This window comes from Colwellia sp. PAMC 20917, assembly GCF_001767295.1.
GTDB lineage: Bacteria > Pseudomonadota > Gammaproteobacteria > Enterobacterales > Alteromonadaceae > Colwellia_A.
This window is the reverse complement of the sequence record NZ_CP014944.1, coordinates 1562112-1588239: the sequence shown is the minus strand read 5'-3', so window position 1 is coordinate 1588239 and position 26128 is coordinate 1562112. Positions and strand designations below refer to the sequence as shown.

Here is a 26128-nt window from a genome sequence, read left to right as displayed (position 1 = left end):
AATTATTTGATAGTATTAATTGAAATGTATGAAATGTATGAAAGTATAGTTCAATGTAAATATCACTATATTCTCCAAAAATAACAAAATGGAATTTGAAATGAAAATATCCAACCAATTATTAAATAGTTCGATTAAACAGATCTTAGTTTTTATCTTTTTGCTTTCTTTATCAGGTTGTTTTAACAATTCTGATGACGAACCTGCCGTTGTAATTGTTCCGCCTCCTGCTCCAGAGCCCGAACCAGAAATTCTTTCCATAGGCGGTGGTGGTGTTAAAGGTCCAATGGCGCTTGCTGATGTTACTGTTTATGCTATCGACCCAACAGTTGAAGGTTTCAAAGGTGCTATTGCGGGTTCGGGTACTACCAATGCAGAAGCACAAATTGAAGGTTTATCGTTAACTTTCCCTTTATCTCCCCCTTATATTTTAGAAATCTCAGCTAATGGTAATACTGTCGATATTACAACAGGTATGACTCCGGTCATTACTACTGTTAAAACAATATTAACCGACGAATTACTTTCTAGTGGTGAAAATATTTATGCGACACCATTAACCGATATGACTGTGTCTTTGATATTCAATAATGCAGATTCTGATGTAGAACCCTATATCGGCAATAATGATGGCACTACGACTAATGAAGAAATATTAGCTGCCATGACTCCCGCTCAGTCACAAGTGAAGTCAACTATGGGTTTTGGATTGGATGATGATATTGATATTTTTTCGACCCCCCCATTAATTAATGAAACAACCAATAGTGAAGAAGATCAAGCATCAACAGCAGCTTATAGGAGTGCTGTAGAGGCATTAACCGCTGTTGTTTTTCAGATGCAACAAATTATTGGTGATGAAAATATTTCAACTAATAACATTCTCACAGATATGGCCGCTGATTTATCTGATGGTGAAATTGATGGTGTCGTTGGAGGCTTAGAAACAGAGAGTTACCCAAAAGCAGCACTAGATGTTCTAGAACAAGACCCTGCAACACTACCTATTCCTAATGACCCAGAAGGTCGAACGGTAGCCGATGTTAAAGACGTCATAATTGAAGAAACAGCACAAACAGGTAATGAATCAACTGATACGACTGCATTTGAAGAAAGTGAAGCAGAAATTATTTTAGAGCCTGCTGAAACCTCCCCTGATATTGATGGTGACGGTGTTATGAATTCAGATGATGCTTATCCTGAAGATGCTTCAGCTGATAGTGATTTTGACCAAGATGGAACACCTGATGTCGCTTATATTGTTGTAGATGGCATCAGAACTGAAACAATTGATGAAACTCGTTCAGACACCGATGATGATAATGATGGCGTTAGTGATGAAAATGATCAATTCCCACTTGATGCTACCGAGCATACCGATACTGATTTAGATGGTACGGGTAACAATGCTGATACGGACGATGATAATGACTCGGTTTTAGATGTTGATGATGACTTTCCTTTAGATAGCACAAAATCCAATGCAGTTGACCAAGACAATGATGGTTGGACTGTTGGGCAAGATACAGATGATAATAATGCTGATGTTCCAACAATAGACTTTGTCGACACAGATAGTGATGGACAAGCTGATACTGGCGGATTGGCTCCAGATAGCGATGATGATAATGATGGTGTGAGGGATGCTGAAGACGCCTTCCCAATCGATGCCACAGAATCAAATGATTTAGACAACGATACAATAGGTGATAACACTGATACCGATATAGATGGTGACGGTGTTGATAATAAGGAAGACTTATTCCCAAGAAATGCATCAGAAACAATAGATACCGACGGTGATGGTATTGGTAATAATGCTGATACCGACGATGATGGCGATAACTTATTAGATGAACAAGAAGTTATTATTGGTACTAATCCACTAGATAGTGACACTGATGATGATGGTGTCTTTGATGATGCCGACGCATTACCCTTAGATCCCACAGAGCGTTTTGATAGTGATAACGATAGCATTGGCAATGGCACTGATAACTGCCCTTTAGTTGCTAATACCTTCCAAGTGAATTCTGATAATGATGCGATGGGCGATGCATGTGATCCTGATGATGATAATGACGGTGTTGCAGATATAGATGATGGCTACCCATTAGATCCAAACCTTTCAGTCATTGAAGATGCTGATAACGATGGTTGGCCAACAGAGCAAGACCCTGATGACAATGATGCGGCTAATCCAGGTATTGTATTTGTTGATACCGATGGTGATGGTAAAGGAGACGCAACAGATGAAGATGATGACGGTGATGGAGTTATTGATACCGATGACCAGTTTCCATTAGATATTAATGAATGGCTTGATACCGACGGTGACGGAACGGGTAACAATGCCGATGAAGATGATGATAATGATCAATACTCTGATTCAGACGAAGAACATGCTGGTTCAGACCCTTTATTAAGTACAAGCACTCCAGCTGATTTCGATGGGGACTTCATTGCAGATGTTAGCGATAATGATATCGATAATGACGGCGTAGATAATAGCCAAGATGCTTTTGATTTTGATCCAACAGAATCAGCAGATAATGATGGTGATGGTATTGGTAATAATGCTGATACTGACGATGATAATGATGGATATTCTGATGAAAATGAATTAGCTGCAAGTACAGATCCTAACTCAGCTAGTTCTATACCCGCCGATATGGATGGTGACTTTATACCTGATGTCATAGATGATGATCTTGATGGAGACGGTGTTAATAATGACGATGATGCATTTCCATTAAATAGTCGTGAAACACTAGACACAGACGGCGATGGTGTAGGTAATAATGCTGATACCGACGATGATGGTGATGGTGTTGCTGATGCTGATGATGCATTTCCATTAAATAGTAGCGAAACACTAGACACAGACGGTGATGGTATAGGTAATAATGCTGATACCGACGATGATGGTGATGGTGTTGCTGATGCTGATGATGGATTTCCTTTAGATAGCAGTGAAACACTAGATACAGATGGAGACGGTATAGGTAACAATACCGATACTGATGATGATGGAGACGGTGTTGGTGATATCGATGATGCATTCCCATTAGATGAAAGCGAAGCACTAGATACAGATGGTGATGGTACGGGTAATAACACCGACACAGATGATGATGGTGATGGCTTCTCTGATGCTAACGAAGTTGCTGTAGATACTGACCCATTAGACCCAAATAGCGTACCTGCTGATATAGATGGTGATTTCATTCCTGATGAACTTGACGAAGACCGTGATGGCGATGGCGTTAACAATGTTGAAGATGCTTTTCCAAGTGATCCTGCTGAAACCTTAGATACAGATGGCGACTTAACAGGTAACAATGCTGATAACTGTCCTGCTACAGCGAATGAAGATCAAGGTGATGCTGATAACAATGGTATCGGTGATGTTTGTGACCAATTTAGTTTTGACTTATCGGGTCGTTGGTTATCTAGTATTACTTTTACAAGTTCAGGTGAGAATGGTGAGTGTAAAGCTGATGAAGATAGTGCCTTCGTTATTCTTGCCACACAAAACGGTGAAGTTCTCGAATTAATTGATGAAGATGAACAAGACGACGTTACAGCGAAAGTAATTGGCATAATCGATCATGCGGGGAATTTCACATTTACTTCAAGTGACGAAGAAAGTGATTTACATTCTAGTGATGGTACATACGATAGCGCCACTAACACTTTCATGTTTACCTTTACTGAAACTATAGAGGCAGACACTAATTATGCTTGTATCGAAAGTGGTTCAATCTCAGCCCGTGGCATAATTGCTGAAAATGAACAGCAAGCTTTTACAACAGGTGTTTCTTGGTTTGAAGGAAATGATGATCATGATGCAAGCGGTGAACTTGAATCTCTAGAGTATGAGTATGGCACGCTAACGGATGGAGAAAATGAGAGTCAATTCATCTATAATATTGAATCAGCTGAATTTATTAATCAAACTGATAATAGCCCTGATCGTATTGTTACACTTAGCGGTATCTTAGAATATCAAGACGTATTCAATATTATTGGTTACCTTGAAGGCGGAGAAACAGCTCTAATAGCAAATGCTGCAGGTGAATTTCAAGCTAATTTAACTACGGTTAATATTCAGTCATTACCTTTAACTCAATTATTAGATGATGAGTTTATGGGCGTTATCGATGCAGAGTCAACTTTTTCAGAGGGAGCCAAAGGCTACTTTGTTGAATTTATTCGCGATACTAATTCGTACGAGTTTTTCTGTGATGATTGGATTGCTGAAAATCTTAACTGTAGTAATGGCATTCCAGTCAATTGGGAAAATAACCAACCAGAATTAGCGACCAACTTATCTGAAATCGTTAATATGCCAAGTACAGGTATATATGATGTTATGGGGGGGATTTGGGTTGGTCAAAGGGCTGACTACTCTATAGAAGCCTACTTGTTTTCGAATGATGGTAGCATCAATGGCACTAACCTAGTTGCTAAATTCATTAAGCGCTTTAGCAATGGCGAATCAGCAATACTTGTTGATACAGTCGCGGTAACTAAAACGGCTATTGGCGATAATGATATCTATTCATACTCCATTTCTGATGCTGTATTAAGCTTACTAGGTGATGATATTGATGAAGAAGAGTTAATGCCGTTTGTTTTTACAGACAGTGAATCAGAGCCTGGACAAACAATTGTCCGAAGAGGGTTTGTCGCTGAAGTAGGTTCAGAGAAAGTTGATGAGTTATTATATAATGATGTTGCGAAAACTGACATTTTAGCCGCATTTAGTTTTGATGATATTGATGGGGATGGAATACCAAATAACTTTGATGAAGACAAAGATGGTGACGGTTATCTAAATGATGACGACGACTTACCTCTTGATGCATCAGAATGGTTAGATACTGACGGTGATGGTATTGGTGATAACTCCGATACTGATATTGATGGTGACGGCGTATTAAATGATGAAGATCTTGACGCTACCAATGAAGATGTAACCGTGGCGTTAGATTTTACTGAAGCTGATTTACTCTCAAGTTATATAGGGAACACTATTGGTTATTTAACTAATCCTGACTTTAAAATTGGATTTGAAAATGGTCAAACTTTCAACTTTAGTACTGGCACCTTATCGATTCATTCACCCTCAAACCAAGATGATTATACTTTTGTTTTTGATGGCGGAGTGATGACTGCAACGTCAGAAGAAGCGGTAGCATCACAGAACAATTTAATGGTAAGTGATTTAGTAAATATGGGTGTTGTCTCTTCTGAACTTGCAAACGTTTATATTGACAAGTATGGGGATATTCAAATAACGACATCGCAAAGAGAAATTGGACTCACTTGGCAGCGCTTAGCGGTTGTTGGTGACGTTTACAATTTCTGGGTAACGAGTACGATTGAATATTCAATTATAGATGACTGGAATCGTGAACAATTGATGGGTTCAGTAGAGTCAGAACCTGTTGCTATCGATAATGAGTCATTTTTACTTGAGTTAACAGATACGTCGTTACTGACCAAACTTGCATGGACGAATGAGGAACTTACAACCACCGCAATGGCTATGCCATTGGTCATTGATCTTGAAAATGAAAATGAAAATAATTTTAGCCGTATTTCAAGTGACATATTCACTTTCGCTAGTAATGGCACAGCAACAGGCGCACTTTCAAGTATTGTGTTTGATTGGGAATTAGATTCAGTAGGTATATTGCAAATCACTCTGGAAAACAGTGTGGCAATAACAGCACAAAAATCGAAAGAGTATGATACAGGCTATGGTGTATATTTTACTATTTCAAATGGTGAAAAAATCTTAAATTCATTTTCACTTGTCGTAGCACAAGATACGAACGCAAGTATCAATCCTTTAGTGAATAAGTATCTACAAAACAGTTTTAGCTTGACCAACCCTAATGCCTATAACGAACAAGGTGTATTAACTGACTTCTTTGGTTTTAGACCTGAAAGTGGGGGGGCAAGGGTGACACGTATTTTATCAAACGAATTTAATTTTGATAGACATAGAGATGGTTGGGATCGATGGTTTTGGGGAACAGATGAAAGTAACCTAATAACTATGCAGAGTAATTGGCATAGTGAAGAAGAGCATTATTCATCATGTGATGCAGCAAATGATGATCAATGTAATCGTTTTCGTTTACGTAAATGGCAACCATTAGCACAAGTGGGTGATCGTCTTTATGTATTAGAGTGGGAAGAGCGTAACAATAATACCTGGAATTTCCCTTCTGAAGAGGAAGACTTATATGTTGCCATTGCACCTCGTATTCAATTTTATCAAGTACATGATATTGATTCCGATAAAGACGGTATTTTCGATAGTATTGATACAGATGATGATAATGATGGTGTAGCTGACGAAGATGATGCTTTCCCTTTTGATAGAGAAGAGTCAGTTGATAATGATGACGACTTCGTTGGAGACAATCGGGATAACGATGATGATAACGATGGTATTAGTGACGAAGATGATGCTTTTCCTAATGACGAAACTGAATGGGAAGATTTAGATGAAGATGGCATTGGTAATAATTCAGATACCGATATTGATGGCGATGGCGTAACTAATGAAAATGACCTTGACCCATACAATGATGCAGTAACAACGGTATTAAGTTTTACTGATGCAGAATTATTACCATCATATATCGTTATTGCTAAAGGTTATTTAACTAACCCTGATTATAGATTAGGGCAAACAAATGGTAGTACTTACAGTTTTGATAATGAAATGTTGGTTGTTAGTTCGTCTTTTGAAGAAATTACTTATAGTTATGACTTTAATAATGATGTGATGACGGCAACACCAGAAACTCCTGTTGAAAATATTACTTACATCAATGTAAGTGAATTAGCTAATATGGGTGTTATTTCTTGGGACGTTGCTCAGCCATTTATTGACCAAAATGGTGATTATCAAATTGAAATTTTACAGAGTGAACCATTTTTTACATGGCAACGCTTAGATGTTGATGGTGACTACTTCCGCTTCTACAAAACGGCAACTTATAATTATAGATTTACTAATGATTGGGAACGAGAGCAGTTATTAGGCTCAGTTGAAGCTAACGTTGTAACTTTAGAAGAGGAATCAACCATTGTTTACCTTCTTGATACTTCTACAGTAGATCTGGTTGCGTGGACAGAAGCTGAGCTAATAGCTCAACCCTTTGCTATGCCATTAGTTATAGATCTAGATCATGAAGATCAATGGTCTAGAATTTCAAGTGATATTTTTACTTTTGAGAGTATTGCAAGTAATCAAGGTACTGCAATGGGTGAAATGTCTGGCGTTGGTTTTGATTGGCAAGTTGACGGGGAAGGTCTACTGCAGCTTACTTATTCAAACGGTATAACTGTTACCGCTCAAAAATCAAAAGTTTATCAAGATAGTTTTGGTGTTTTATTTACTATATCTAATAGTGAAGAAACTCTGAATTCTTATTCATTAGTTGTACCTGTTGAAGAAGCGGCTAACATAACTCCACTTGTCGATAAATACTTACAGAACAGCTTTAGCTTAACTAATCCTGATGCCTATAACGATGAAGGTGAATTAACAGACTTCTTTGGTTTTAGACCTGAAAGTGGTGGCGGTAGAGTAACTCGAGTTTTATCAAATAATTTTAATTTCGATAATCATAATGATGGATGGGATCGCTGGTTTTGGAATACAGATGAAAGTAACCTGATAACTATGCAAAGTAATTGGCATAGTGAAGAAGAACATTATTCATCTTGTGACTCAGTAAATGATGATCAATGTAATCGCTTTCGCTTACGTAAATGGCAACCATTAGCGCAAGTTGGCGATCGACTTTATGTATTGGAGTGGGAAGAACGTAACAATAATACCTGGAATTTCCCTTCTGAAGAAGAAGACTTATATGTTGCTATAGCCCCTCGTATTCAATTCTATCAAGTACACGATATTGATTCAGATAAAGATGGTGTTCTAGATAGTATCGATACCGATGATGATAATGACGGTGTACATGATGAAGATGATGATTTCCCATTCGACCCGTTTGAAACATTAGACAGTGATAACGACTCTATTGGTAACAATTACGATAATGACGATGACAATGATGGCGTAAATGATGAGGATGATGCATTTCCATATGATGCTAGTGAATGGTTAGACACTGATGAAGATGGTATAGGTGATAATTCAGATCCAGATATCGATGGTGATGGTGTATTAAATGAATCTGATATTGCACCAGGTAATAATGAAGTCGGCGCTGCTATGGCATTTATAGAGACTGACTTATTAGCCAGTTACATCTACATTTCTGAAGGTTATTTAGAGAACCCTGACTTTAAAATAGGACAATCAAATGGTCTAACGTATCATTTCGCAAATGGTGAGTTAACAGAACAAAGTCCATTTGAGCATAATAACTCAAATTATAGTTTTACTGATGATGTTATGACGACTATTCCTATTACTAACATTGGGTCTTATAATAGTAAAACAGTAACAGAGTTGATGGAAATTGGCTTAGTGAGTGACCAAGCCGCGCATGACTATATTCAAGCTCATGGTGATAATTACATCGATATTACTTATACCGAAGTACAAACCACTTGGCAGTTATTAGCTCCAGAAGATGGCTTCGAAAGATTTTGGCGAGTGACCGATTCTAATATAACGATAAAAGATGATTGGAGTCGAGAACAGCTATTAGGTTCTTTAGATCCAGAACCATTTCAAGTGGAAACTGATGCAGATGTATTAACGCTAGATAACTTAGAAGCTCTCAGTAACTTAGGTTGGACATCTACAGAATTAGAAGCAAAAACTTGGGCGTTACCGATAGTTGTAGACCTTGAAAGCGAAGACCAATGGTCTAGATTGCGCAGTGATTTAGTTTCATTTAATAATGACGGTAGTGGTATTACAACCATTTTTGGTATCACCTTTGACTGGTCAATTGATGTAGATGGAGTGTTGAATATTGCGCTACATTCTGGTGAGTTAATAAAAATCACCAAATCGAGAGCTTATGAAACAGGTTTTGGTGTTTATGTTACGGCTAATAAGGGGGATATTACCCTTGCATCGTTTAGTCTGATTGTTTCGCAAGATACAACAGCGACGATTGAGCCATTATTAAATCGTTATTTACAAAATAGTTTTAGCTTAACAAACCTTGATGCATACAACGAGCAGGGCGAACTTACCGACTTATTTGGCTTTAGGTTTGAAGCATCTGCAAATGTAAGCCGTATTTGGGATGAAAACTTTAACTTTGACGACCATGGCAATGGTTGGGATCGCTGGTATTGGTCAGAAGATGAAAACAATCGCCTATCTTTTAATAGTAATCGTACTGAAGATGGAAATTGGCAATGTAATGCAGAAGCAAATGATTACTGCAATCGTTTTAGGATTCGTCACTGGCAGCCTCTAGCACAAATTGGTAATCGTATTTACGTATTAGAGTGGGAAGAACGCAACAATAATACCTGGACTTTTCCATCAGTCGAAGAAGATAACTACATATTTATTTCTCCTCGTGTTCAGTTCTATGAGGTACTTGATATCGACTCTGATCATGATGGTGTTGTAGATAGCATTGACGAAGATGATGATAATGATGGTATAGATGATGATGTTGATGCATTCCCATTTAATTCCGCTGAGTCTTTTGATTCTGATGGAGATGGTGTTGGTGACAACTCTGACCATTTCCCTAATGACCCAGCTGAAAGACTTGATAGTGATGGAGATGGAGTCGGTGATAACTCTGATGCATTTCCACATGATCCTAATTTTACAACCGGAACACCTTTAGCTGATATTACATTTGTAGATGGCGAATTTGAACAATGTGTTATCGATTACCTAAATGGTGACCAATACATTGACCGTCTTGAACACATTGATTGTGGTTTTCGAGAAATTAGTAACTTAGGTGGGCTTGAACAACTATATAATTTGCGCTATTTACATTTAGGTGGCTTATCTCAGGTTACTGATTTTAGTGCTGTTGCAAGTTTGATTAATTTAGAAATGTTCACTGCTGGTTATAACTTTGAGTTTAATAATACGAAATTACTTGCGTTAGAAAACCATCCATCGTTATTACATATTGATATTTCAGAAACATCAGTAACGGATATTAGTCCGTTGGCGACTATTACTACTTTAGAGAAGCTAGAGATAATGGGGCAAGATGAACAAGATATTGATTTAACACATCTCACCTCATTACCTAATTTTAAAGGTTTATCAATTCGCCGAAACCAGATGATTGATGAAACGATGTTTGCACAAATTGCAAATATGCCAGCATTAAACCAACTTCGTATTCATGGTGATATCAGCACAAATGATTTAACTGTTCTTTTATCTCTTTCTAATATTGAAAATTTAGACTTAGGTTGGGGGAGTGGTTTAGGAGATACTGAATTTGAAAGTTTAATGGCAACCCATCAAGGAGTTAAATGGATAGACTTTCAAGGAGTAGCTATTACTAGTTTGGCTCCTATTAATCATTTATGGAAAATTCATTCAGTCAACATTCAAAATACTAACGTAACAGATTTATCTGAATTGTTTGTTAATGGAGATATGAATAATGAGCCATTACCACATTTAAGTTATGTAAATGTGAATATGTTACCTGTGATTGATGGTTCAAATATTGAGTACCAGGTACAAAGATTACGTGATTTTGGTATTCATGTAGAAGGTGAGTTGGCTTATGGGCAGATGCTAGCGTCTTATTTAGACGAGATTCAAGATCTTGCCCTTAAACAATGTTTAATTGATAACGTTGGTGAACAGTTGGTAACAGGGCAATTACAATCATTATGGTGTGACGGCTCTGCTATTACTGAAGTATGGGGATTATCAGTTTTTTATAACCTTGAAGAAATTCATTTAAATGGCACTGCTATTACTCAAGTTCATGGTGAGTTTGATAGTATGCAAAAACTGCGTTTTGTTGATGTGGGTAATACCCAATTAAACAATTTAGGTGGATTGGAGTTCTATTCACACCTAGATAATCTAATTATTGATAATCTACCATTAGAAAATCCTGAACAAATTAACGGTTACTTAGGTAGCGGATTATCTGGTAATGTTAAATCTGATTTACTAGCCGATATTACATTCACTGATGCAGGTTTAACAACGTGTTTTGATGACAATAAAGGAGAATTTACATATGTTGCGCAATTACATAACCTCAATTGTTCGGGTGATGTTGCATTGACAAGCATTGCAGGTATTGAACAATTATATGGTCTTAGTAATGTAAATTTACCTAATGATTTAAATTTTAATGTTGTTGTAATTGGTGATTACAGTCCATTATTTAACCTTCCTCAACTTGAAAATTTAAATCTAGATAATCATGCCTTTAACGATACAAATCTGGCAGATTTCTCAAATTCTGTTAGTGGTATAAGGTTAAGAGACTTATGGTTAGCAGGTACGCACGTTACAGATTTGAATCATTTAACCAATACACATAATTTAAGTTTTTTACACTTGTGGGGTGATACAACATTTAATTTATCACCGTTAGCTAATTTACCTAAACTATCAGGAATTGCATTGAGTACACATCAACTTGATAGTAATGATATAAATGTTGATGCAGCACAGTTATTAAATTTGCCACACTTAAGAACATTATATTTGCATGGTCCTTTAACTACATCAGAGATCGGTGACAGCGATCCTGCTGGCGTGATCCCTGAGTTAGTTAACCTTCAGTACTTATCTATTGGTTTTGATGACTCTGTAAATGATGCATTTTTATCGACGATAGCTTCTACATTAACGAACCTAAGTTGGGGGTTAGAACTAAACCATTCAGCCGTTTCTGATTTATCTCCTATTGAATCTCTTGTTGATTTATCATTCTTATCGATTAACCAATCACAAGTAGCTGATTTAAGTAAAGTAATAAATCTTAGGAATACCCAAGATCAATTGCATCTTAATGATGACTTACAACAATTAATGATGAGTATAAATATTCAAAATATACCGTTGTCTGATGCCTCACAAGTGACGACTTTAGAAAGTTTAGGCGTTTTGGTAAATCAGTAATTTGTAATATTTGATCAAAGGGCTATTAATTTAGCCCTTTTTTATGAGGTGAAAATGTTAAAACTTATAGTAGTAGGCATTGCAGGAGTGGCTTTAGGTGCAAGCACCGTTGGTTATATCAACTATACGAATAATCAATCGATTGAAGATAAATATGTTTATTTGAAGAGAGACGTTCAACAATTAACAAAAAAGATAACCGAGTTAAATGAAAAAATTGAGAAACGAGCAACAAATAGCTTTAATCAACAAGATATTACTGTAACGAATAGAACTAAAAAGAACAGAATGACTGCTAATAATTATAATCACAGTTTATCAAGCACTGAACATAATGCAGTGAGGCTTGATAAAATTAAGCTGGTAATCCAAGATAAAGCCCGTAAAAAACACTTAGGTAAATCACAGGCAACTAATTAATCTTAAAAGAAAGGTAAGTAATATTTTTCAAAATTCCTGTCGACAGACGTGGAGTTTAGAGTCTTCGCACCTGTATCTCATATGAAAGCCTTGCTATTAAGGATCTTATTAGTTTGATAACTAAAATACAGCGTTGGATAGTAAGCGTATAGCTAACAGCAGGAGCCGTTAGCTATACGCTTACAAACTTTTTATCATCGTTACCAGTGCTATACATTGGTAACGACCGGTCTAAAAAGTGTATGTGATCTTCATCTGACCCTATTTCTAAAAAATTTATCTCGTAACGTTTATCTATCTCTGCCCAAGTTAAAGTAATAACCCTATCTACACCAGCATCAAGAACTGCCCTTCTATACTTTACAGGGAAAACTAGATGATAAATTAGAACTGTCACATTGTAGTTTTTATGTATAAATTCGCTCATTCATCTATTTACGCCGCAAACGGCGGGGGAATAAATCCGGAATAAAAGGGGTCGGTGACACTTGAGAATAGATCTCATTTGCTATTGTCATTAATTAGCTAATATTAACGGGGTATTTACTATCGAAAGGAATCGATAATGATACGTAAACAACGCCATTTTTTAGTAAATGTTCCTTGTCATATTATTAGTCGCTGCAATAATCACAATGTCTATTATTTTACCTATACTGATTATTTTTTTTATCTTGAATACGTAAACGATGCTTGTCAAAAATATACAGTGTCGGTTCATGCCTAAGTGTTGATGACCAACAATGTTCATTTACTTATGACACCCAGTAAAACAATATCTATCCAGAAATTGATACAATCTGTGGGTAGACGTTATGTGCAATATATTAATAAAACGTATCGGCGAACGGTACGTTGCGGGTCAAGGCACCATATTTCTCTTTATTGAGACAAAAAAGCCCACAAGCAATTGTGGGCTTTTTTTTGTTCTAACTTAAGGGAGTACATAGTTATTTGAGGCTAATGATGAAAGTACCTTTGTCGTATTCCCTTCGTTAATCATCTTATCTGTTTTTTACTGAGCCAAGCGTATTCTTGACGCTTACTTAGTTATGGGTTTAATCACCCAAATTGAAAACTACCACCACTCAACGTTTTATTCAGGTTATTCATCGCAGTAAATTTTTTGAAAGTAAACTTTTGTAAAGTCATTACAGCTTTTCATTAATACTGATTACAATTAAAGCATTAAAAATACTATAAGTGGTTTCATCTTTTATGGAAAACCGTTTTCGAATACAGATCAAACACAGTGTTATGACTGTCCTAGCAACAACCCTGTTGTTGGCTTGCTCGAGTACATCTGAGCTTGATAAAAATATTAGAAATATTAACTTACCTGCGACTTGGCAACAAAGTGAACAAAACCTGCAGGTTGAAAATAACTGGCTAGAACAGCTTGATAGTCCTCAAGTTCAACAATTAGTGAGAACAGCACTAGCATCAAATCACCAATTAAAAATTCAAGCGTATAATGTTGAAATTCAAAAGCAACAACTGATCATTTCTGGCAGTACACTTTGGCCATCGCTTGATTTGTCTTTGCGTTCGGGTCGAAATAAATACAATGACTCTGATACTTACACTAATTCAAGCTCAGTTAATTTGAATTTAACTTACGAACTTGATTTATGGGGGAAACTATCTTCAGCTGACCAACAAGCTAACTTAACGTTTATGGCTGAACAGTCGAATTTTGAGCAAAGTAAACAGCAATTAGTGGTTGATGTTGTCACTACGTGGTTCGCGGTTGTTGAGGCAGAAAAGCTACTGTCACTTTATCAAGGTCGTGTAAAAAACTCCCAACAAAATTTAGACATTATTGAATCAGGCTATAACAGTGGCTTAAGTGAAGCACTTGATGTTTACCTAACACGTAATGAGCTAAACAATGAGTTAACTCGTGTTTGGGAACAAAAAACAGTAAAAACTCAATTAATTAGACAGTTGGAACGTTTAGTTGGTGAGTATCCCACAGGAACATTGTTAGTTGAGGCTGATTTACCGCTACTAACCTCTGATATTCCCTTAGGATTGCCATCGGAGCTTATTAGCAGAAAACCTCAGTTAAAGTCTAGTTGGTATTTATTACTTGCTAAAGATGCTGGCCTCGCTTATGCACACAAACAACGTTTTCCAAGCCTAAGTTTAACAGCGTCGGTAGGAGACAGCGGCATTGATATAGATGACTTGCTATCAGGATCATCGTTAGCATGGTCATTGTTTGGAAATATTTCTGCACCACTATTTAATGCTGGTCGTTTGGCTGCTAATGAAGAGCAAGCACGGTTAGCGTTGAAACAAAACGAACAGCAATATCTTGAGCACTTATATAATGCATTTACTGAGGTTGAGAATGCGGTGACCCAAGAAAAAAGTTTAAAAAATAGCTATAAAAGTATGTTAGCTGCACAAGAAAATGCCAAAGTTGCCGCGACACTTTCTTTTGAACAATATCAAAGTGGTTTGGTTAATTATACTACGGTGCTTGATGCTCAATCACGATCGTTTGATGCACAAAGTACCTTGATAAAGCTTAAAAATCGCTTGATTGCCAATCGCATACAACTACATTTAGCACTCGGTGGCGACTTTACTGTGCCTGAGAAAACTGCCACAACTATTAATCCAAAGGCTGAATAATAATGTCTTCACAACCAAGTTTACATACAGAAATAACACAAAAACCAAGCACGCTAAAAAAGTTGCTCATCCTAGCTGTTATTATTGGCGTTACATTATCATTAGTCGCTTTGATTTATAGTAACCCGCCACAATCGAAAAGGGCTAAACCCTCAAAAGCGCCCCAGATGACAGTAGCAACAAAGATTTTAGCGCCGCAACGTTATCAAGTTATGGTGGAAAGTTTTGGTACGGTAAAACCTCGTACACAAAGCATACTTTTTGCGCAGGTTGCTGGCCAAATCACTCAAGTTAGTGGTCAATTTCGTGACGGAGGTTTTTTTGAAAAAGGTGATGTTTTAGTACAACTTGATGATCGAGATTACCGGTCAGAAGTCAAAGTATCACAAGCAAATCTTTTATCTGCCAACCAAGTATTACTTGAAGAACAAGCAAGAGTTCAACAAGCAGAAGCTGACTGGCAGCGGTTGGGAAATGGTAAAGTAGCCGGTGTTTTAGTGTTACGTCAGCCGCAACTTGAGTCAGCAAAAGCAAAAGTACTTTCTGCACAAGCACAATTAGATAAAGCTAAGCTATCGTTAGAACGCACCCAAATAGTGGCACCTTATGCGGGACGCATTTTGAAAAAACAAGTCGATATTGGTCAAGTTGTTACCAGTAACAGTCAACTTGCCACCATTTTTGCTGTTGATTATGTAGAAATTCGCTTACCGATTAATAATAAAGATCTTTCCTTGATTAACTTACCTGAAGTATATCGAGATATTGGTGAACAGGGTAATAAGGACGATGTAAAAATAAGCTCTGATTTAATTGGCCATCAATCATGGAATGGAAAAATAATTCGCACCGAAAGTGCTATCGATGAACAGTCGCAGCAGCTCTATGTTGTAGCGCAAATTAATCGCCCCTATGATGCAACAACCTCTTTGGGATCACCGATAAAAATAGGTCAATATGTTACTGCCCAGATAACAGGGAAAGAACTAAGCAATGTTTTGGTTATTCCCAGCAATGTTATTTATCAGGGAAGCTATGTCTACACAGTCGAAAATGGCTTGTTAATTCGTAAAGAGGTTTTACTAGGGTGGCAAAACGGTAAAGAGTCAATTGTTGAGTCTGGGCTCGTTGCCGGTGATGAACTTGTGCTAACTTCTTTAGGACAAGTGAGCTCTGGAACTCCCGTAGCCATTGAAGGAAATATCCCGAGTAAAGCAAGACAAAATAACCCAAAAGCTCGTCAAAATAAGGCAAAACTTGAAGGCACTAAAAGATCAAAGGGTGAAGCACAATGATCGCCTGGTTTGCTCGAAATCACGTAGCTGCGAATCTGTTATTAATTACTATTTTAATTTTAGGTTTATTTAGTCTCTCTGTGCGGATACCGGTTGAGGTTTTCCCCTCATTTGCCTCTGATCGTATCAATGTGAATGTCTCGTTACGTGGTGCTACGCCAGAAGATGTTGAAAAAAGTATTTCTATTCGCATAGAAGAGGCGATACAAGACCTAGAAGGTATTAAGCAAATTGCTAGTCGTTCATCTGAAGGCTCTTCAGCGGTTAATATCGAAGTTGAAAGTGGCTACGATGCACGAGAAGTTTTGGCTGATATTAAAAGTCGTGTCGACTCTATCAATACTTTTCCATCAGATGCTGAAAAACCTGTAGTGTCGTTAGCGACTCGAAAAAGAGAAGTTATCTCGGTTAGTGTCGCCAGTATTTATGGTGAAAAAGAAACGCGCGAGTATACAGAGAAAGTACGCGATGAGTTGTTAAAAATATCTGAAATTACTCAGGCAGAGCTTAGTGGTGTTCGTAACTACGAAGTTTCTATTGAAATACCTCAAGATAAATTACAACAATATAACTTAACTATCTCCCAAGTGTCAGCCGCGATAAATAATTCTAGTACCGATGTTTCTGCGGGCAATCTAAGAACCGAAGGAGGGGATGTTTTATTATTGTCAAAGGGGCAAGCTTATCGTAAAAATGAGTTTTCTGACATCGCGATAAAGACTCACACTGATGGTTCTATTTTACGTTTGTCTGATATTGCGTTGATCACCGATGCTTTTGAAGAAACACCGGTAAGAACACGCTTTAACGGTAAGCAAGCCGCCTTTATCGACATCTATCGTATTGGTCCACAAAGTGCCATTGACGTTGCCGATGCAGTAAAAAATTATATTGATGAACAACAAGGAAATGTGCCGGTAGGTGTTGAGTTAAGTTATTGGGATGACGACTCTCAAATTGTAAAAAATCGTATTGCAACGTTAACAACAAGTGCGTTGCAAGGTGGTATTTTAGTCTTAGCACTACTGAGCTTATTTTTACGCCCGTCGATCGCCTTCTGGGTTTTTATTGGCATTCCTATTTCATTTATGGGGGCTTTTATAGCAATGCCTTTTTTTGGCATAACCCTTAACGTTATGAGCCTATTTGGCTTTATTTTAGTACTCGGTATTGTCGTGGATGACGCCATTGTCACCGGAGAAAATATTTATACCCATTTAAAAACAGCTAAGTCAGGGGAAGAAGCAGCCATAAGAGGTACTGAAGAAGTGGCTACGCCGGTTACTTTTGGTGTATTAACCACTATTGCCGCTTTTTTACCTCTGGCATTTATTGAAGGTGCGCGAGGGGCATTGTTCGCACAAATTCCGGTCATTGTTATTCCTGTTTTATTGTTTTCTCTAATCGAGTCAAAGTTTGTTTTACCGTCACATTTAAAGCATTTAAAACTCCGTAGTCAAAAAACAAAAACATCTAAATTTAGCCAATTACAACAACGCTTTGCGGATGGCTTTGAAAACACAATTTTACGTTATTATCAGCCTTTATTAAAAAAAGCCATTAATTTTAAAACAGCGACATTTTTTGGTTTTGTTGGTGTTTTCTTAATTATCATTACCTTGGTCATGAGTGGCTGGACTAAATTTGTCTTCTTTCCAATAATACCCAGTGAGACGGTAAGAGCTTCATTAACCTTACCAGCAGGCTCACCATTTGAGGTAACGAATAAACATATCTTAAAAATGACAGAGAAAGCGGAAGAGTTACGTGAGAAATATATTGATGAGGCGACGAATGAAAGTATCATTATTAATATTTTGGCGACAACGGGTGGCAGAGGTGGCACAACCAATCAAGGCAGTGTTCGTTTTGAAATAACGCCGCCAGAGTCTAGAAGCTTATCAATTGGTTCAACACAGTTAGTTCGCGAATGGCGGGAGCTTATTGGGCCAATTCCTGGCGCTGAAAGTATGACCTTTAGAGCCGAAATAGGTCGGTCATCAGACCCTATTCAAGTACAGCTAAAAGCAAGCTCTTTGGACTCGCTTAAAGAAATTACCGATAAGGTAAAAATACGCTTAGCTACTTACCCAACCGTTTTTGACATAGAAGATAGTTTGTCTGACGGAAAAGAAGAGCTACAAATCGAATTAACTGAGCAAGGCAAAGCGCTAGGGTTAACCAGAGTAAGTATATCTAATGAAGTACGCCGCTCGTTCTTTGGCTCACAAGTTCAACGTATTCAACGTGGTAGAGACGATGTTCGGGTAATGGTACGCTTACCTTTGAGTGAGCGTCGCACGACCGCTGATTTAGAAAATATTCTTATTGGAACTCCCAATGGTGGTTCAGTGCCTTTGGCGCATGTTGCTCGCTTAATTCCAGGGAAAAGTCCATCAACCATCTCTAGAATCGATCGTTATAGAACGGCAAATGTCAGCGCTGATGTCGATAAAGAAAACACCAATATGACAATATTACAGGCCGATTTAAAAACTTACTTGGATGAGCTTCTTTTACAATATCCTGGTGTCAGTCATTCGCTTGAAGGTGAAGCTAAAGAGCAACGTGAATCATTTGGATCGTTAGCTTGGGCATTAGTTTTTGTTTTCTTTATTATTTATGCTTTACTGGCCATTCCATTTAAGTCTTATCTACAACCTATTATTGTAATGAGCGTTATTCCTTTTGGTATGATAGGTGCCGTTATAGGTCACTGGATCATGGGCATGGAATTAACGATTATGAGCTTATTGGGCATGCTGGCATTAATTGGTGTGGTGGTGAATGACTCCTTGGTATTAGTTGATTTTATCAATAAAAAAAGAGCCGAAGGTATTAAGCTTATGGAAGCAGTACTTACCGCGGGCGCTTCACGTTTTCGTCCTGTGATGTTAACTAGCTTAACCACCTTTATTGGTTTAATGCCGTTACTTTTTGAGCAATCAACTCAAGCACAATTCCTTATCCCAATGGCTGTTTCTCTTGGTTTTGGTATATTGTTCGCGACATTTATTACCTTGATTTTAGTGCCGGTTAACTACTTGCTTGTTGAACAGATAAAGGCGTTTTTTGGTGTTAAGCCTACGGGGTATGTTCTAGAGCAAGTTTAGCTTTTACATTTATGGTATTTCAAGCAATAAAAAACCCAGTTAAAAACTGGGTTTTTTCATTTGAAATAAAACTAGAAATCTTCCAGCATAAATTCTAACGAGTCTTCGTAGGCTTTTAGCTCTTTTTCTAATTGGAATCTTTCTTTTATAAGTTCTATTTCACGCCATTTTCTTTTCTTATTAGTGCTTTCTGAGGACTTAGGTCTTTTACCAAACGAGCCCATTACTTGTTCAAGTTTATCCATAGAACACTCCTTTTTATTTAACAGCACCTTTTTAATAACACATTCAAGATGATAAGCAAATAATTAAAGCAATAAACTCCGATAATACTTGGTGATAAAGTAACTCTTTTTAGGCTTTATTTTAAACTAACCGTATGAAAAATAGCTATTAAAGTAACTCAGCAAGCTGTTTTTCTAATTTTATCTGGTCAAGGGTAAAATTTCTGATCCCTTCAGCCAGTTTTTCTGTGGCCATAGCATCTTCATTCATTGCCCAACGATAGCTACTTTCTGATAATTTTTCTTGAGCGGCTAATTTGGGTTGCTCACTAAATAATTTTTGCTCAAGCGGGTCATTACACTTTGATAGTGCGTCTAATAGGTTTGGACTTATCGTTAAACGATCACATCCGGCAAGTTGACGTATCTCATCTATGTTTCTAAAACTTGCTCCCATCACCACCGTTTTATAATCTTTACCTTTGTAATAGTTATAAATGCTAGTTACCGAGATCACACCAGGGTCTTCATCCGCTGCGTATTCACTTTTGCCGCTATCCTTTTTGTACCAATCTAAGATCCGGCCAACAAAAGGTGAGATTAAGTAAACCCCTGATTCGGCACAAGCTTGTGCTTGAGCAAAACTAAACAATAAAGTTAGGTTACAGTTAATGCCAACCTTCTCTAGTTGCTCTGCCGCTTTAATACCTTCCCAAGTTGATGCCAGTTTAATAAGGATACGATCGTTATTAATACCTGCTTCTTTATACATCGCCATAAGCTTATGCGCTTTGGCAATTGAAGCTTGTGTATCAAAAGATAAACGTGAATCTACTTCTGTTGAAATACGACCGGGTACTGTTTTTAAAATTTCTAAGCCAATTAATACTGATAGTTTATCAGCGGCATCAATAACTTGTTGTTCTGTATTTGATGACTGTACTTTTGCCCATGTTACCGCTTCGGTAAGTAAATGTTGATAACCTTCAAGTGATGCTGCTTTTAATAATAGCGATGGGTTTGTGGTTGCATCTTGTGGTTGAAAATTTGCGATTGCTTCAATATCGCCGGTGTCAGCAACTACTGTAGTCATTTTTTTTAATTGAGAAAGCTGGTTAGTCATGTCCTTTACCTTTTTACGAAAAACTTAAAATTGGAGAATTATTACAACATAAATGGCTGAAAAAGTGATAAACCTTTGATGTAATGCCTAATATGACTATATTTGTAACAAATTTTCAATATATAGCAAGTATGTTCGACATTTTTTTAACTATGACGGTAATTGGCTTATCATTTATCTTCATGTTTAGCGGATTTATTGTATTATATGGGTTATATATTTTGATATTGTATTAAACGGGACCGTTATGCTACTTGTTGTTTCTCCAGCTAAAAACTTAGACTTTGAGTCACCATTACCCACTAATAAATTTTCTCAACCTGAGCTTTTAGCACACAGTAAAGATTTAATTGACCATTGCCAAAAATTAACACCTGCAGAGATATCAAGCTTAATGGGCATTAGTGATAAACTTGCTGGGTTAAACGCTGCTCGATTTGGTGAATGGTCAATGCCTTTTACTGTTGATAATGCTCGCCCAGCGGTATTAGCGTTTAATGGTGATGTTTATACCGGATTAGACGCCAAAACATTTAATGAAGATGATTTTGATTTCGCACAAAAACACATGAGAATTTTGTCAGGATTATACGGTTTACTCAAACCTCTTGATTTAATGCAAGCCTACCGCTTAGAAATGGGTTCAAGGTTAGCGAATGATCGTGGCAGCAACTTGTATCAGTTTTGGGGAGACATTATTACTGACCATGTCAATGAAGCCTTGGCCCAGCAGGGTGATAAAGTGTTAATTAACCTTGCCTCTAATGAATACTTTAAATCAGTAAATAAAAAAAAGCTTCAAGGTGAAATAATTACTCCGGCATTTAAAGATTGGAAAAATGGTCAATTTAAAATGATCAGTTTCTTTGCCAAAAAAGCACGAGGTTTAATGGCGCGTTATATCATTGAACATCGCTTAACAGAGGTTGAACAACTTAAATCTTTTGATGTTGCTGGCTATCAATATAGTGAAGAAATGAGTCAAGGTAATGATTTTGTTTATACCCGTAAAGAAACGCAATAGTAGCGCTAATGCATAAGCCTGCTTTAGTTTATTTACTCAGTTATACTTAACCCACTAAGCTTTAAGTGGTAAATACATAGCAAGAGAACACAAAAAAGGAAAAGGAATGCTTACATTACTCGCTAAACTGTTCAATGCACTGAACTCAGAAAGCTCTACTCGGCAAATATCATTGGCCATAGCGTTAGGTTTTATTGTTGGACTATCGCCACTGCTTACCTTGCATAATATTGCTTTTATATTCGTGGTTTTATTTTTAAGAGTCAATATCGGTGGCTTTATAGTCGCTTGGGGATTCTTTAAAGGGTTAAGTTATTTGTTATCATCATTGATCGTTACTGTTGGTGAGTCATTACTAACAGCAAAGTCATTACACCCTTTATTTGATGCTTTATATCAGTCTTCGTTATTTAAACTAGGCCATCTTCACCATACTTATACCTTGGGTGCTTTGGTGCTTGGCTGTTTATTAGCGGTGCCGTTATATTATCTAAGTAATTTTTTAATTGAAAAGTATCGACTACATATTAAAGCCTTCTTTGAGAAGTTCCGTATTGTTAAGGCATTAAAAGCATCAAAGTTCTACCGTATTTATAGCCACGTTTCTGGCCAAGGAGAGTTGTAATGAGTCGTTTTATTCGTTGGAAAGGGCTAGTCGGTTTTTTTGTGGTCATGGGATTAATGATCGCTTTTATTTATTTATTTGCCGACGCTTTAGTTAAGAAAGGTATAGAAAAATCAGGTGAATGGTATCTAGGTGCTGAAGTTAATGTTAATGAAGTTGAAATTAATTATTTACCCTTAACACTGAGTATTGAAGGTTTCCAAGCAACCGATCCTGAAAAACCTAGCCATAATTTGGTGAGTTTTTCACAAGCCTCAGCCGGTGTTGATGTTTGGCAATATTTATTTGGTAAGTTATATATTAGCGAGTTAAACGTTGCTGAATTAAGAATCGATCAGCCTAGGCAGTCTGTAGGAGAAGTCTATAGACTTGGTGACGATACTGAAAATGGCAGTGACGGCGTAGGTGATTCAATGTTACCTAACCTTGATGTTAGCCTACCTAAAGCTGAAGATTTACTCAATAATAGTGATTTGCTAACAGTCAAGCGTGGCAAAGCTTTAGAGCAAAGTTATCAAATCGAAAAGAAAAAGCTGCAAGCTGCTTATGAAACACTGCCGACTAAAGACGCGTTAGCAGACTATAAAAAGCAAGTAGAGCAACTCGCTAATATTAAGATAGAAAGTTTAGCCGATCTTGAAAAGCTTAATAAAGATTTTACTGCGCTAAAAACGAAGTTCGAAGCTGACCAAGTGGTCATGAACAAGGCAAAGCAGCAAGTTAGCGCTTCAAAAACATTATTAAGCGAACAAACTAAAGCTTTAAAAGATGCGCCAAGCGCCGATTGGAAAAACATTGAGAGCAAGTACCAACTTGACAGTGTCGATGGTGCTGATTTTGCTCACTTGTTGTTTGGTGAGCAAGCAAGAGAATACTTTGGTTATGCTGATACTGTTTATCGAAATATAGCACCGCTAATTAAATCTTCAAAAGTCGACAAAGAAGCACCAGTAGCAAGCGATCAAGGTCGTTATGTGCAGTTTAATGATGAAACACCTTTGCCCGACGTACTTATCGAACAAGCAAATTTTTCTTTAATATTGCCACAAGGTGAATTTGCAATTAGCGGCAAAGAATTGACACATCAGCACTGGGTACGAGGTAATAACAGTGTTATTAATGTTAAAAGTGACAATGTACAGGGCTCGGGGAAATTAACCTTAGCGTTAGCTTTCTCACTAGATAAGCAAGATGTTTTAGCAGGTAAGGGGCAGTGGCAACTTGCCGACGTTAACTTAAAAGATGTTTCACTACAAAAATCAAGTGCTTTTACTTTAGATCTTAACAGTGGCTTATTATCAGGTAAGGGGGCTTTTTCATTCATTGATGACCAAATTGACAGTGAAAATAAACTTAACCTGGCTAACACTCAATATAGTGGTGCTGGCACTTCGAAGTTAAGTACACTCTTTATTGACACAGTTCAGTCTCTTAAGTCGTTGGCGTTAACCATAACTGCAAAAGGTAAAATAACGGCTCCGACGGTATCTATCTCATCACCACTTGATAACCAATTAAAAGATTCAATGGTGCAGCAGGTATCAACTAAATTAATAAGCTTCAAATCTGACATTAAAGCAGGGTTAAACACTAAGCTTACTCAAGCTTTAGGGGGAAGTAATAAGGAAGCAGAGTCTCTAATGGATGTTGAAGCACTCATCGGAGATAGTGATAAAGCATTAGATGAGCTGATTAACTCAGATATCGTCGCAGTGAAAAAGAAAGAGTTTGAAGATAAACAAAAAGATAAGCTCAAAGACAAAGCAAAAGAAAAACTAGGGAAACTATTTGGTTAGGCTTACTTAGCTTACTCATCATTAAATGACAAGTTTACGCTCAGCTATCTTACGAGTTACCAAGGATAAGCTGAGCGGCCAAGATAAACTGGTTTAATAAAGTCGTTTTAGTTTTTTCTGTAAAAAAGCCTCAGCTTATTGTTAAGTTGAGGCTTTTTGTTGTTAATTAGCGTGTTATTTTTACTAAGCTTTAATGCCTAAACTACTAAGGCCACCACTTTTCTTTCCCTTACTATTGTAGGTCATTGATGAGCGGTTATGATTCTCAAGTAAGGAGTTTTTCATGCGTTCGGCGGCAAGTGAAGATTGCTGTATTATTTGACCGTTAACCTGATTTTTGTCTTTACAACGCAGTAAAATAGCTTCAATTTCAGCAATCTCTTGCTGATGAATACCTGATTTCACTTCGTTTTTCAAAATTATATTTTGAGCGTTTTGTTCATCAAGTTGCTGTATGTCTTTTAGCAAAGCTTCTTTTTGCTCGGTAACGGCAGTTAATGCTTGTGGGCTTTGTTTTTGTAAGACTTCTTTTTCAACGCTGAGCAGCTCTTCAAGCTGCTGTAGGTTATGTAACTGTTGAGCAATTAATTGCTCTGCTGCTAACGCTGTCATCAGGTGTAACTCCTGTGATTAGGTTAACAGTAAACTGTTAACCTAGTTTAAATTCGAAATTTGCTATACTGGCAGCAAGCTTTTCAGGATCAACTTTATACTCACCATTTGCAATGGCTTTTTTAAGTTGATCGATTTTTTTCTGATCAACTGCTGGTGCGTCATTCGCTTTCTTTTGTAACTCATTTAACTGTTGAGCTTGTGGTGTTAAAGAGACTGAATCTTTACCTACAGATCTTCCTTGTTCACTACTTGCTGCATTTTGTGTGGCTTGCTGTTTGACTTGTACTTGTTGATCAAGCTTTTGCTTTACCTGACTGTTATTTGACAAGTTATTGATATTTATAGCCATAATACTATCCTATAGATAACGGGTTGATATTCACTATCTTGTTATCGGCAAGCAGCCTAATAACTTAACCATTATTATAAATTAATTATCACTTCGTTGATAGCCGATACTCGCCCTGTTACCGTTCTACCACTGCCTTCATTTTCAACCGCTATTTGCTCGCCAAGCCCACCATCTTCAAGGGCTATGCCGGAGGTTTTTATTGTCAACGTATTCGATTGAGCAATAAGCGTGACATGGCTGCCTTTGCAAACAAAACAAATATTCTTTTTAGTTAGAATGACACCCGCCCTTAACTTCCTTTTAGCTCGGGTACCAATGACGATTCTGGTATCATCTAAGCTCTCACCACGAATTCTATATTTATCACGATATTCAATAGTTACATTTGAACTATCAATTCTACTGCCCTTACTTATGATACTTTTTGCAACAACTACCGGTATGACCACTTGAATTTTTGCAGGAATATAAAGATACCAAGACGATGGGTCGTCGCAATTTATTTTAACATTTACGTTTCTACCATTATGATTTTCAGGTATATTTGCGATTAAAGGTGTTAAACAAGGTTTAATAATAATTCTGGGATCTAAAGTAGAGACTGAAACGTTTATCTTTCCTTGCTTTGGCAATGGCGTGTTATTTTTTATAAATTGGGTAACAAAATCTTGAAGTTGCTGTCTGTCCATCGTTTGGGCAAAGGCTATATTTGAAAAAAGCGCTGAGATTAGCGAAAGAATGATAAATATCTTGAATATGCTCATAAATTTGTCAACTATTTGCTAGGGAAATTAAAATACTCGTCTA

The 26128-nt window shown here is 37.2% G+C and carries 14 protein-coding genes; 8 read left to right on the top strand and 6 right to left on the bottom strand.

Annotation, left to right across the window (positions count from 1 at the left end; all coding sequences use genetic code 11):
• Positions 1-100: 100 nt before the first annotated feature.
• Positions 101-12091 carry a thrombospondin type 3 repeat-containing protein gene (locus A3Q34_RS20860; protein WP_070374669.1) on the top strand — a complete coding sequence of 3997 codons (11991 nt, stop codon included), beginning with the start codon at positions 101-103 and terminating at the stop codon, positions 12089-12091.
• 54 nt (positions 12092-12145) lie between these two features.
• Complete coding sequence (locus tag A3Q34_RS06735; RefSeq protein ID WP_070374668.1) at positions 12146-12511, top strand: hypothetical protein; 366 nt, start codon at positions 12146-12148, stop codon at positions 12509-12511.
• 172 nt (positions 12512-12683) lie between these two features.
• On the opposite strand, the gene A3Q34_RS21245 is transcribed toward A3Q34_RS06735, so the two are convergent.
• Entirely contained in the window at positions 12684-12938 is a 255-nt protein-coding gene (locus A3Q34_RS21245; RefSeq protein ID WP_070374667.1) for a transposase, read from the bottom strand.
• Positions 12939-13729: 791 nt separating this feature from the next.
• Between A3Q34_RS21245 and A3Q34_RS06725 the strand changes: the two genes are divergently transcribed.
• Genes A3Q34_RS06725 through A3Q34_RS06715 form a run of 3 tightly spaced genes read left to right on the top strand, consistent with a single transcriptional unit; the run spans position 13730 to position 19562 of the window.
• Positions 13730-15154 (top strand): TolC family protein, encoded by a 1425-nt coding sequence (locus tag A3Q34_RS06725; protein ID WP_070374666.1) that lies wholly within the window; start codon positions 13730-13732, stop codon positions 15152-15154.
• Positions 15155-15156: 2 nt separating this feature from the next.
• Positions 15157-16449, top strand: coding sequence for an efflux RND transporter periplasmic adaptor subunit (locus A3Q34_RS06720; RefSeq protein WP_070374665.1), 1293 nt, complete (start codon positions 15157-15159; stop codon positions 16447-16449).
• On the top strand, positions 16446-19562 hold the full coding sequence (locus A3Q34_RS06715; protein WP_070374664.1) for an efflux RND transporter permease subunit: 3117 nt from the start codon (positions 16446-16448) through the stop codon (positions 19560-19562). The genes A3Q34_RS06720 and A3Q34_RS06715 overlap by 4 nt, the downstream gene beginning before the upstream one ends.
• 71 nt (positions 19563-19633) lie before the next feature.
• Here the strand turns inward: A3Q34_RS06715 and A3Q34_RS20035 are convergent, their stop codons facing one another.
• Both A3Q34_RS20035 and tal read right to left on the bottom strand, forming a co-directional pair.
• Positions 19634-19807: a DUF3545 family protein gene (locus A3Q34_RS20035; protein WP_083277925.1), complete on the bottom strand. Its 174-nt coding sequence runs from the start codon at positions 19805-19807 to the stop codon at positions 19634-19636.
• Positions 19808-19955: 148 nt separating this feature from the next.
• On the bottom strand, positions 19956-20909 hold the full coding sequence (gene tal / locus A3Q34_RS06710) for a transaldolase (protein ID WP_070374663.1): 954 nt from the start codon (positions 20907-20909) through the stop codon (positions 19956-19958).
• 247 nt (positions 20910-21156) lie between these two features.
• On the opposite strand from tal, the gene yaaA reads away from it, so the two are divergent.
• The 3 genes from yaaA (at position 21157) to A3Q34_RS06695 (ending at position 24354) form a co-directional block, all read left to right on the top strand.
• Positions 21157-21933, top strand: coding sequence for a peroxide stress protein YaaA (gene yaaA / locus A3Q34_RS06705; protein WP_070374662.1), 777 nt, complete (start codon positions 21157-21159; stop codon positions 21931-21933).
• A gap of 106 nt (positions 21934-22039) precedes the next feature.
• A complete protein-coding gene (locus tag A3Q34_RS06700) occupies positions 22040-22558 on the top strand; it encodes a TIGR03546 family protein (RefSeq protein ID WP_070374661.1) in 519 nt (172 codons plus the stop codon).
• On the top strand, positions 22558-24354 hold the full coding sequence (locus tag A3Q34_RS06695; protein WP_070374660.1) for a TIGR03545 family protein: 1797 nt from the start codon (positions 22558-22560) through the stop codon (positions 24352-24354). The genes A3Q34_RS06700 and A3Q34_RS06695 overlap by 1 nt, the downstream gene beginning before the upstream one ends.
• Positions 24355-24537: 183 nt before the next feature.
• On the opposite strand, the gene flgN is transcribed toward A3Q34_RS06695, so the two are convergent.
• The 3 genes from flgN to flgA all read right to left on the bottom strand — a co-directional run bounded on the left by flgN (position 24538) and on the right by flgA (position 26085).
• On the bottom strand, positions 24538-24966 hold the full coding sequence (gene flgN, locus A3Q34_RS06690; RefSeq protein WP_070374659.1) for a flagellar export chaperone FlgN: 429 nt from the start codon (positions 24964-24966) through the stop codon (positions 24538-24540).
• 37 nt (positions 24967-25003) lie between these two features.
• On the bottom strand, positions 25004-25318 hold the full coding sequence (gene flgM, locus A3Q34_RS06685; protein WP_070374658.1) for a flagellar biosynthesis anti-sigma factor FlgM: 315 nt from the start codon (positions 25316-25318) through the stop codon (positions 25004-25006).
• Between the two features lie 74 nt (positions 25319-25392).
• Complete coding sequence (gene flgA, locus A3Q34_RS06680) at positions 25393-26085, bottom strand: flagellar basal body P-ring formation chaperone FlgA (protein WP_083277924.1); 693 nt, start codon at positions 26083-26085, stop codon at positions 25393-25395.
• Positions 26086-26128: the final 43 nt, after the last annotated feature.

Bases quoted from the DNA above. Each gene is read 5' to 3' on its own strand.
- A3Q34_RS20860 (WP_070374669.1), top strand. From the start codon at position 101: ATGAAAATATCCAACCAATTATTAAATAGTTCGATTAAACAGATCTTA.
- A3Q34_RS06735 (WP_070374668.1), top strand. From the start codon at position 12,146: ATGTTAAAACTTATAGTAGTAGGCATTGCAGGAGTGGCTTTAGGTGCA.
- A3Q34_RS21245 (WP_070374667.1), bottom strand. From the start codon at position 12,938: ATGAGCGAATTTATACATAAAAACTACAATGTGACAGTTCTAATTTAT.
- A3Q34_RS06725 (WP_070374666.1), top strand. From the start codon at position 13,730: ATGGAAAACCGTTTTCGAATACAGATCAAACACAGTGTTATGACTGTC.
- A3Q34_RS06720 (WP_070374665.1), top strand. From the start codon at position 15,157: ATGTCTTCACAACCAAGTTTACATACAGAAATAACACAAAAACCAAGC.
- A3Q34_RS06715 (WP_070374664.1), top strand. From the start codon at position 16,446: ATGATCGCCTGGTTTGCTCGAAATCACGTAGCTGCGAATCTGTTATTA.
- A3Q34_RS20035 (WP_083277925.1), bottom strand. From the start codon at position 19,807: ATGGATAAACTTGAACAAGTAATGGGCTCGTTTGGTAAAAGACCTAAG.
- tal (WP_070374663.1), bottom strand. From the start codon at position 20,909: ATGACTAACCAGCTTTCTCAATTAAAAAAAATGACTACAGTAGTTGCT.
- yaaA (WP_070374662.1), top strand. From the start codon at position 21,157: ATGCTACTTGTTGTTTCTCCAGCTAAAAACTTAGACTTTGAGTCACCA.
- A3Q34_RS06700 (WP_070374661.1), top strand. From the start codon at position 22,040: ATGCTTACATTACTCGCTAAACTGTTCAATGCACTGAACTCAGAAAGC.
- A3Q34_RS06695 (WP_070374660.1), top strand. From the start codon at position 22,558: ATGAGTCGTTTTATTCGTTGGAAAGGGCTAGTCGGTTTTTTTGTGGTC.
- flgN (WP_070374659.1), bottom strand. From the start codon at position 24,966: ATGACAGCGTTAGCAGCAGAGCAATTAATTGCTCAACAGTTACATAAC.
- flgM (WP_070374658.1), bottom strand. From the start codon at position 25,318: ATGGCTATAAATATCAATAACTTGTCAAATAACAGTCAGGTAAAGCAA.
- flgA (WP_083277924.1), bottom strand. From the start codon at position 26,085: ATGAGCATATTCAAGATATTTATCATTCTTTCGCTAATCTCAGCGCTT.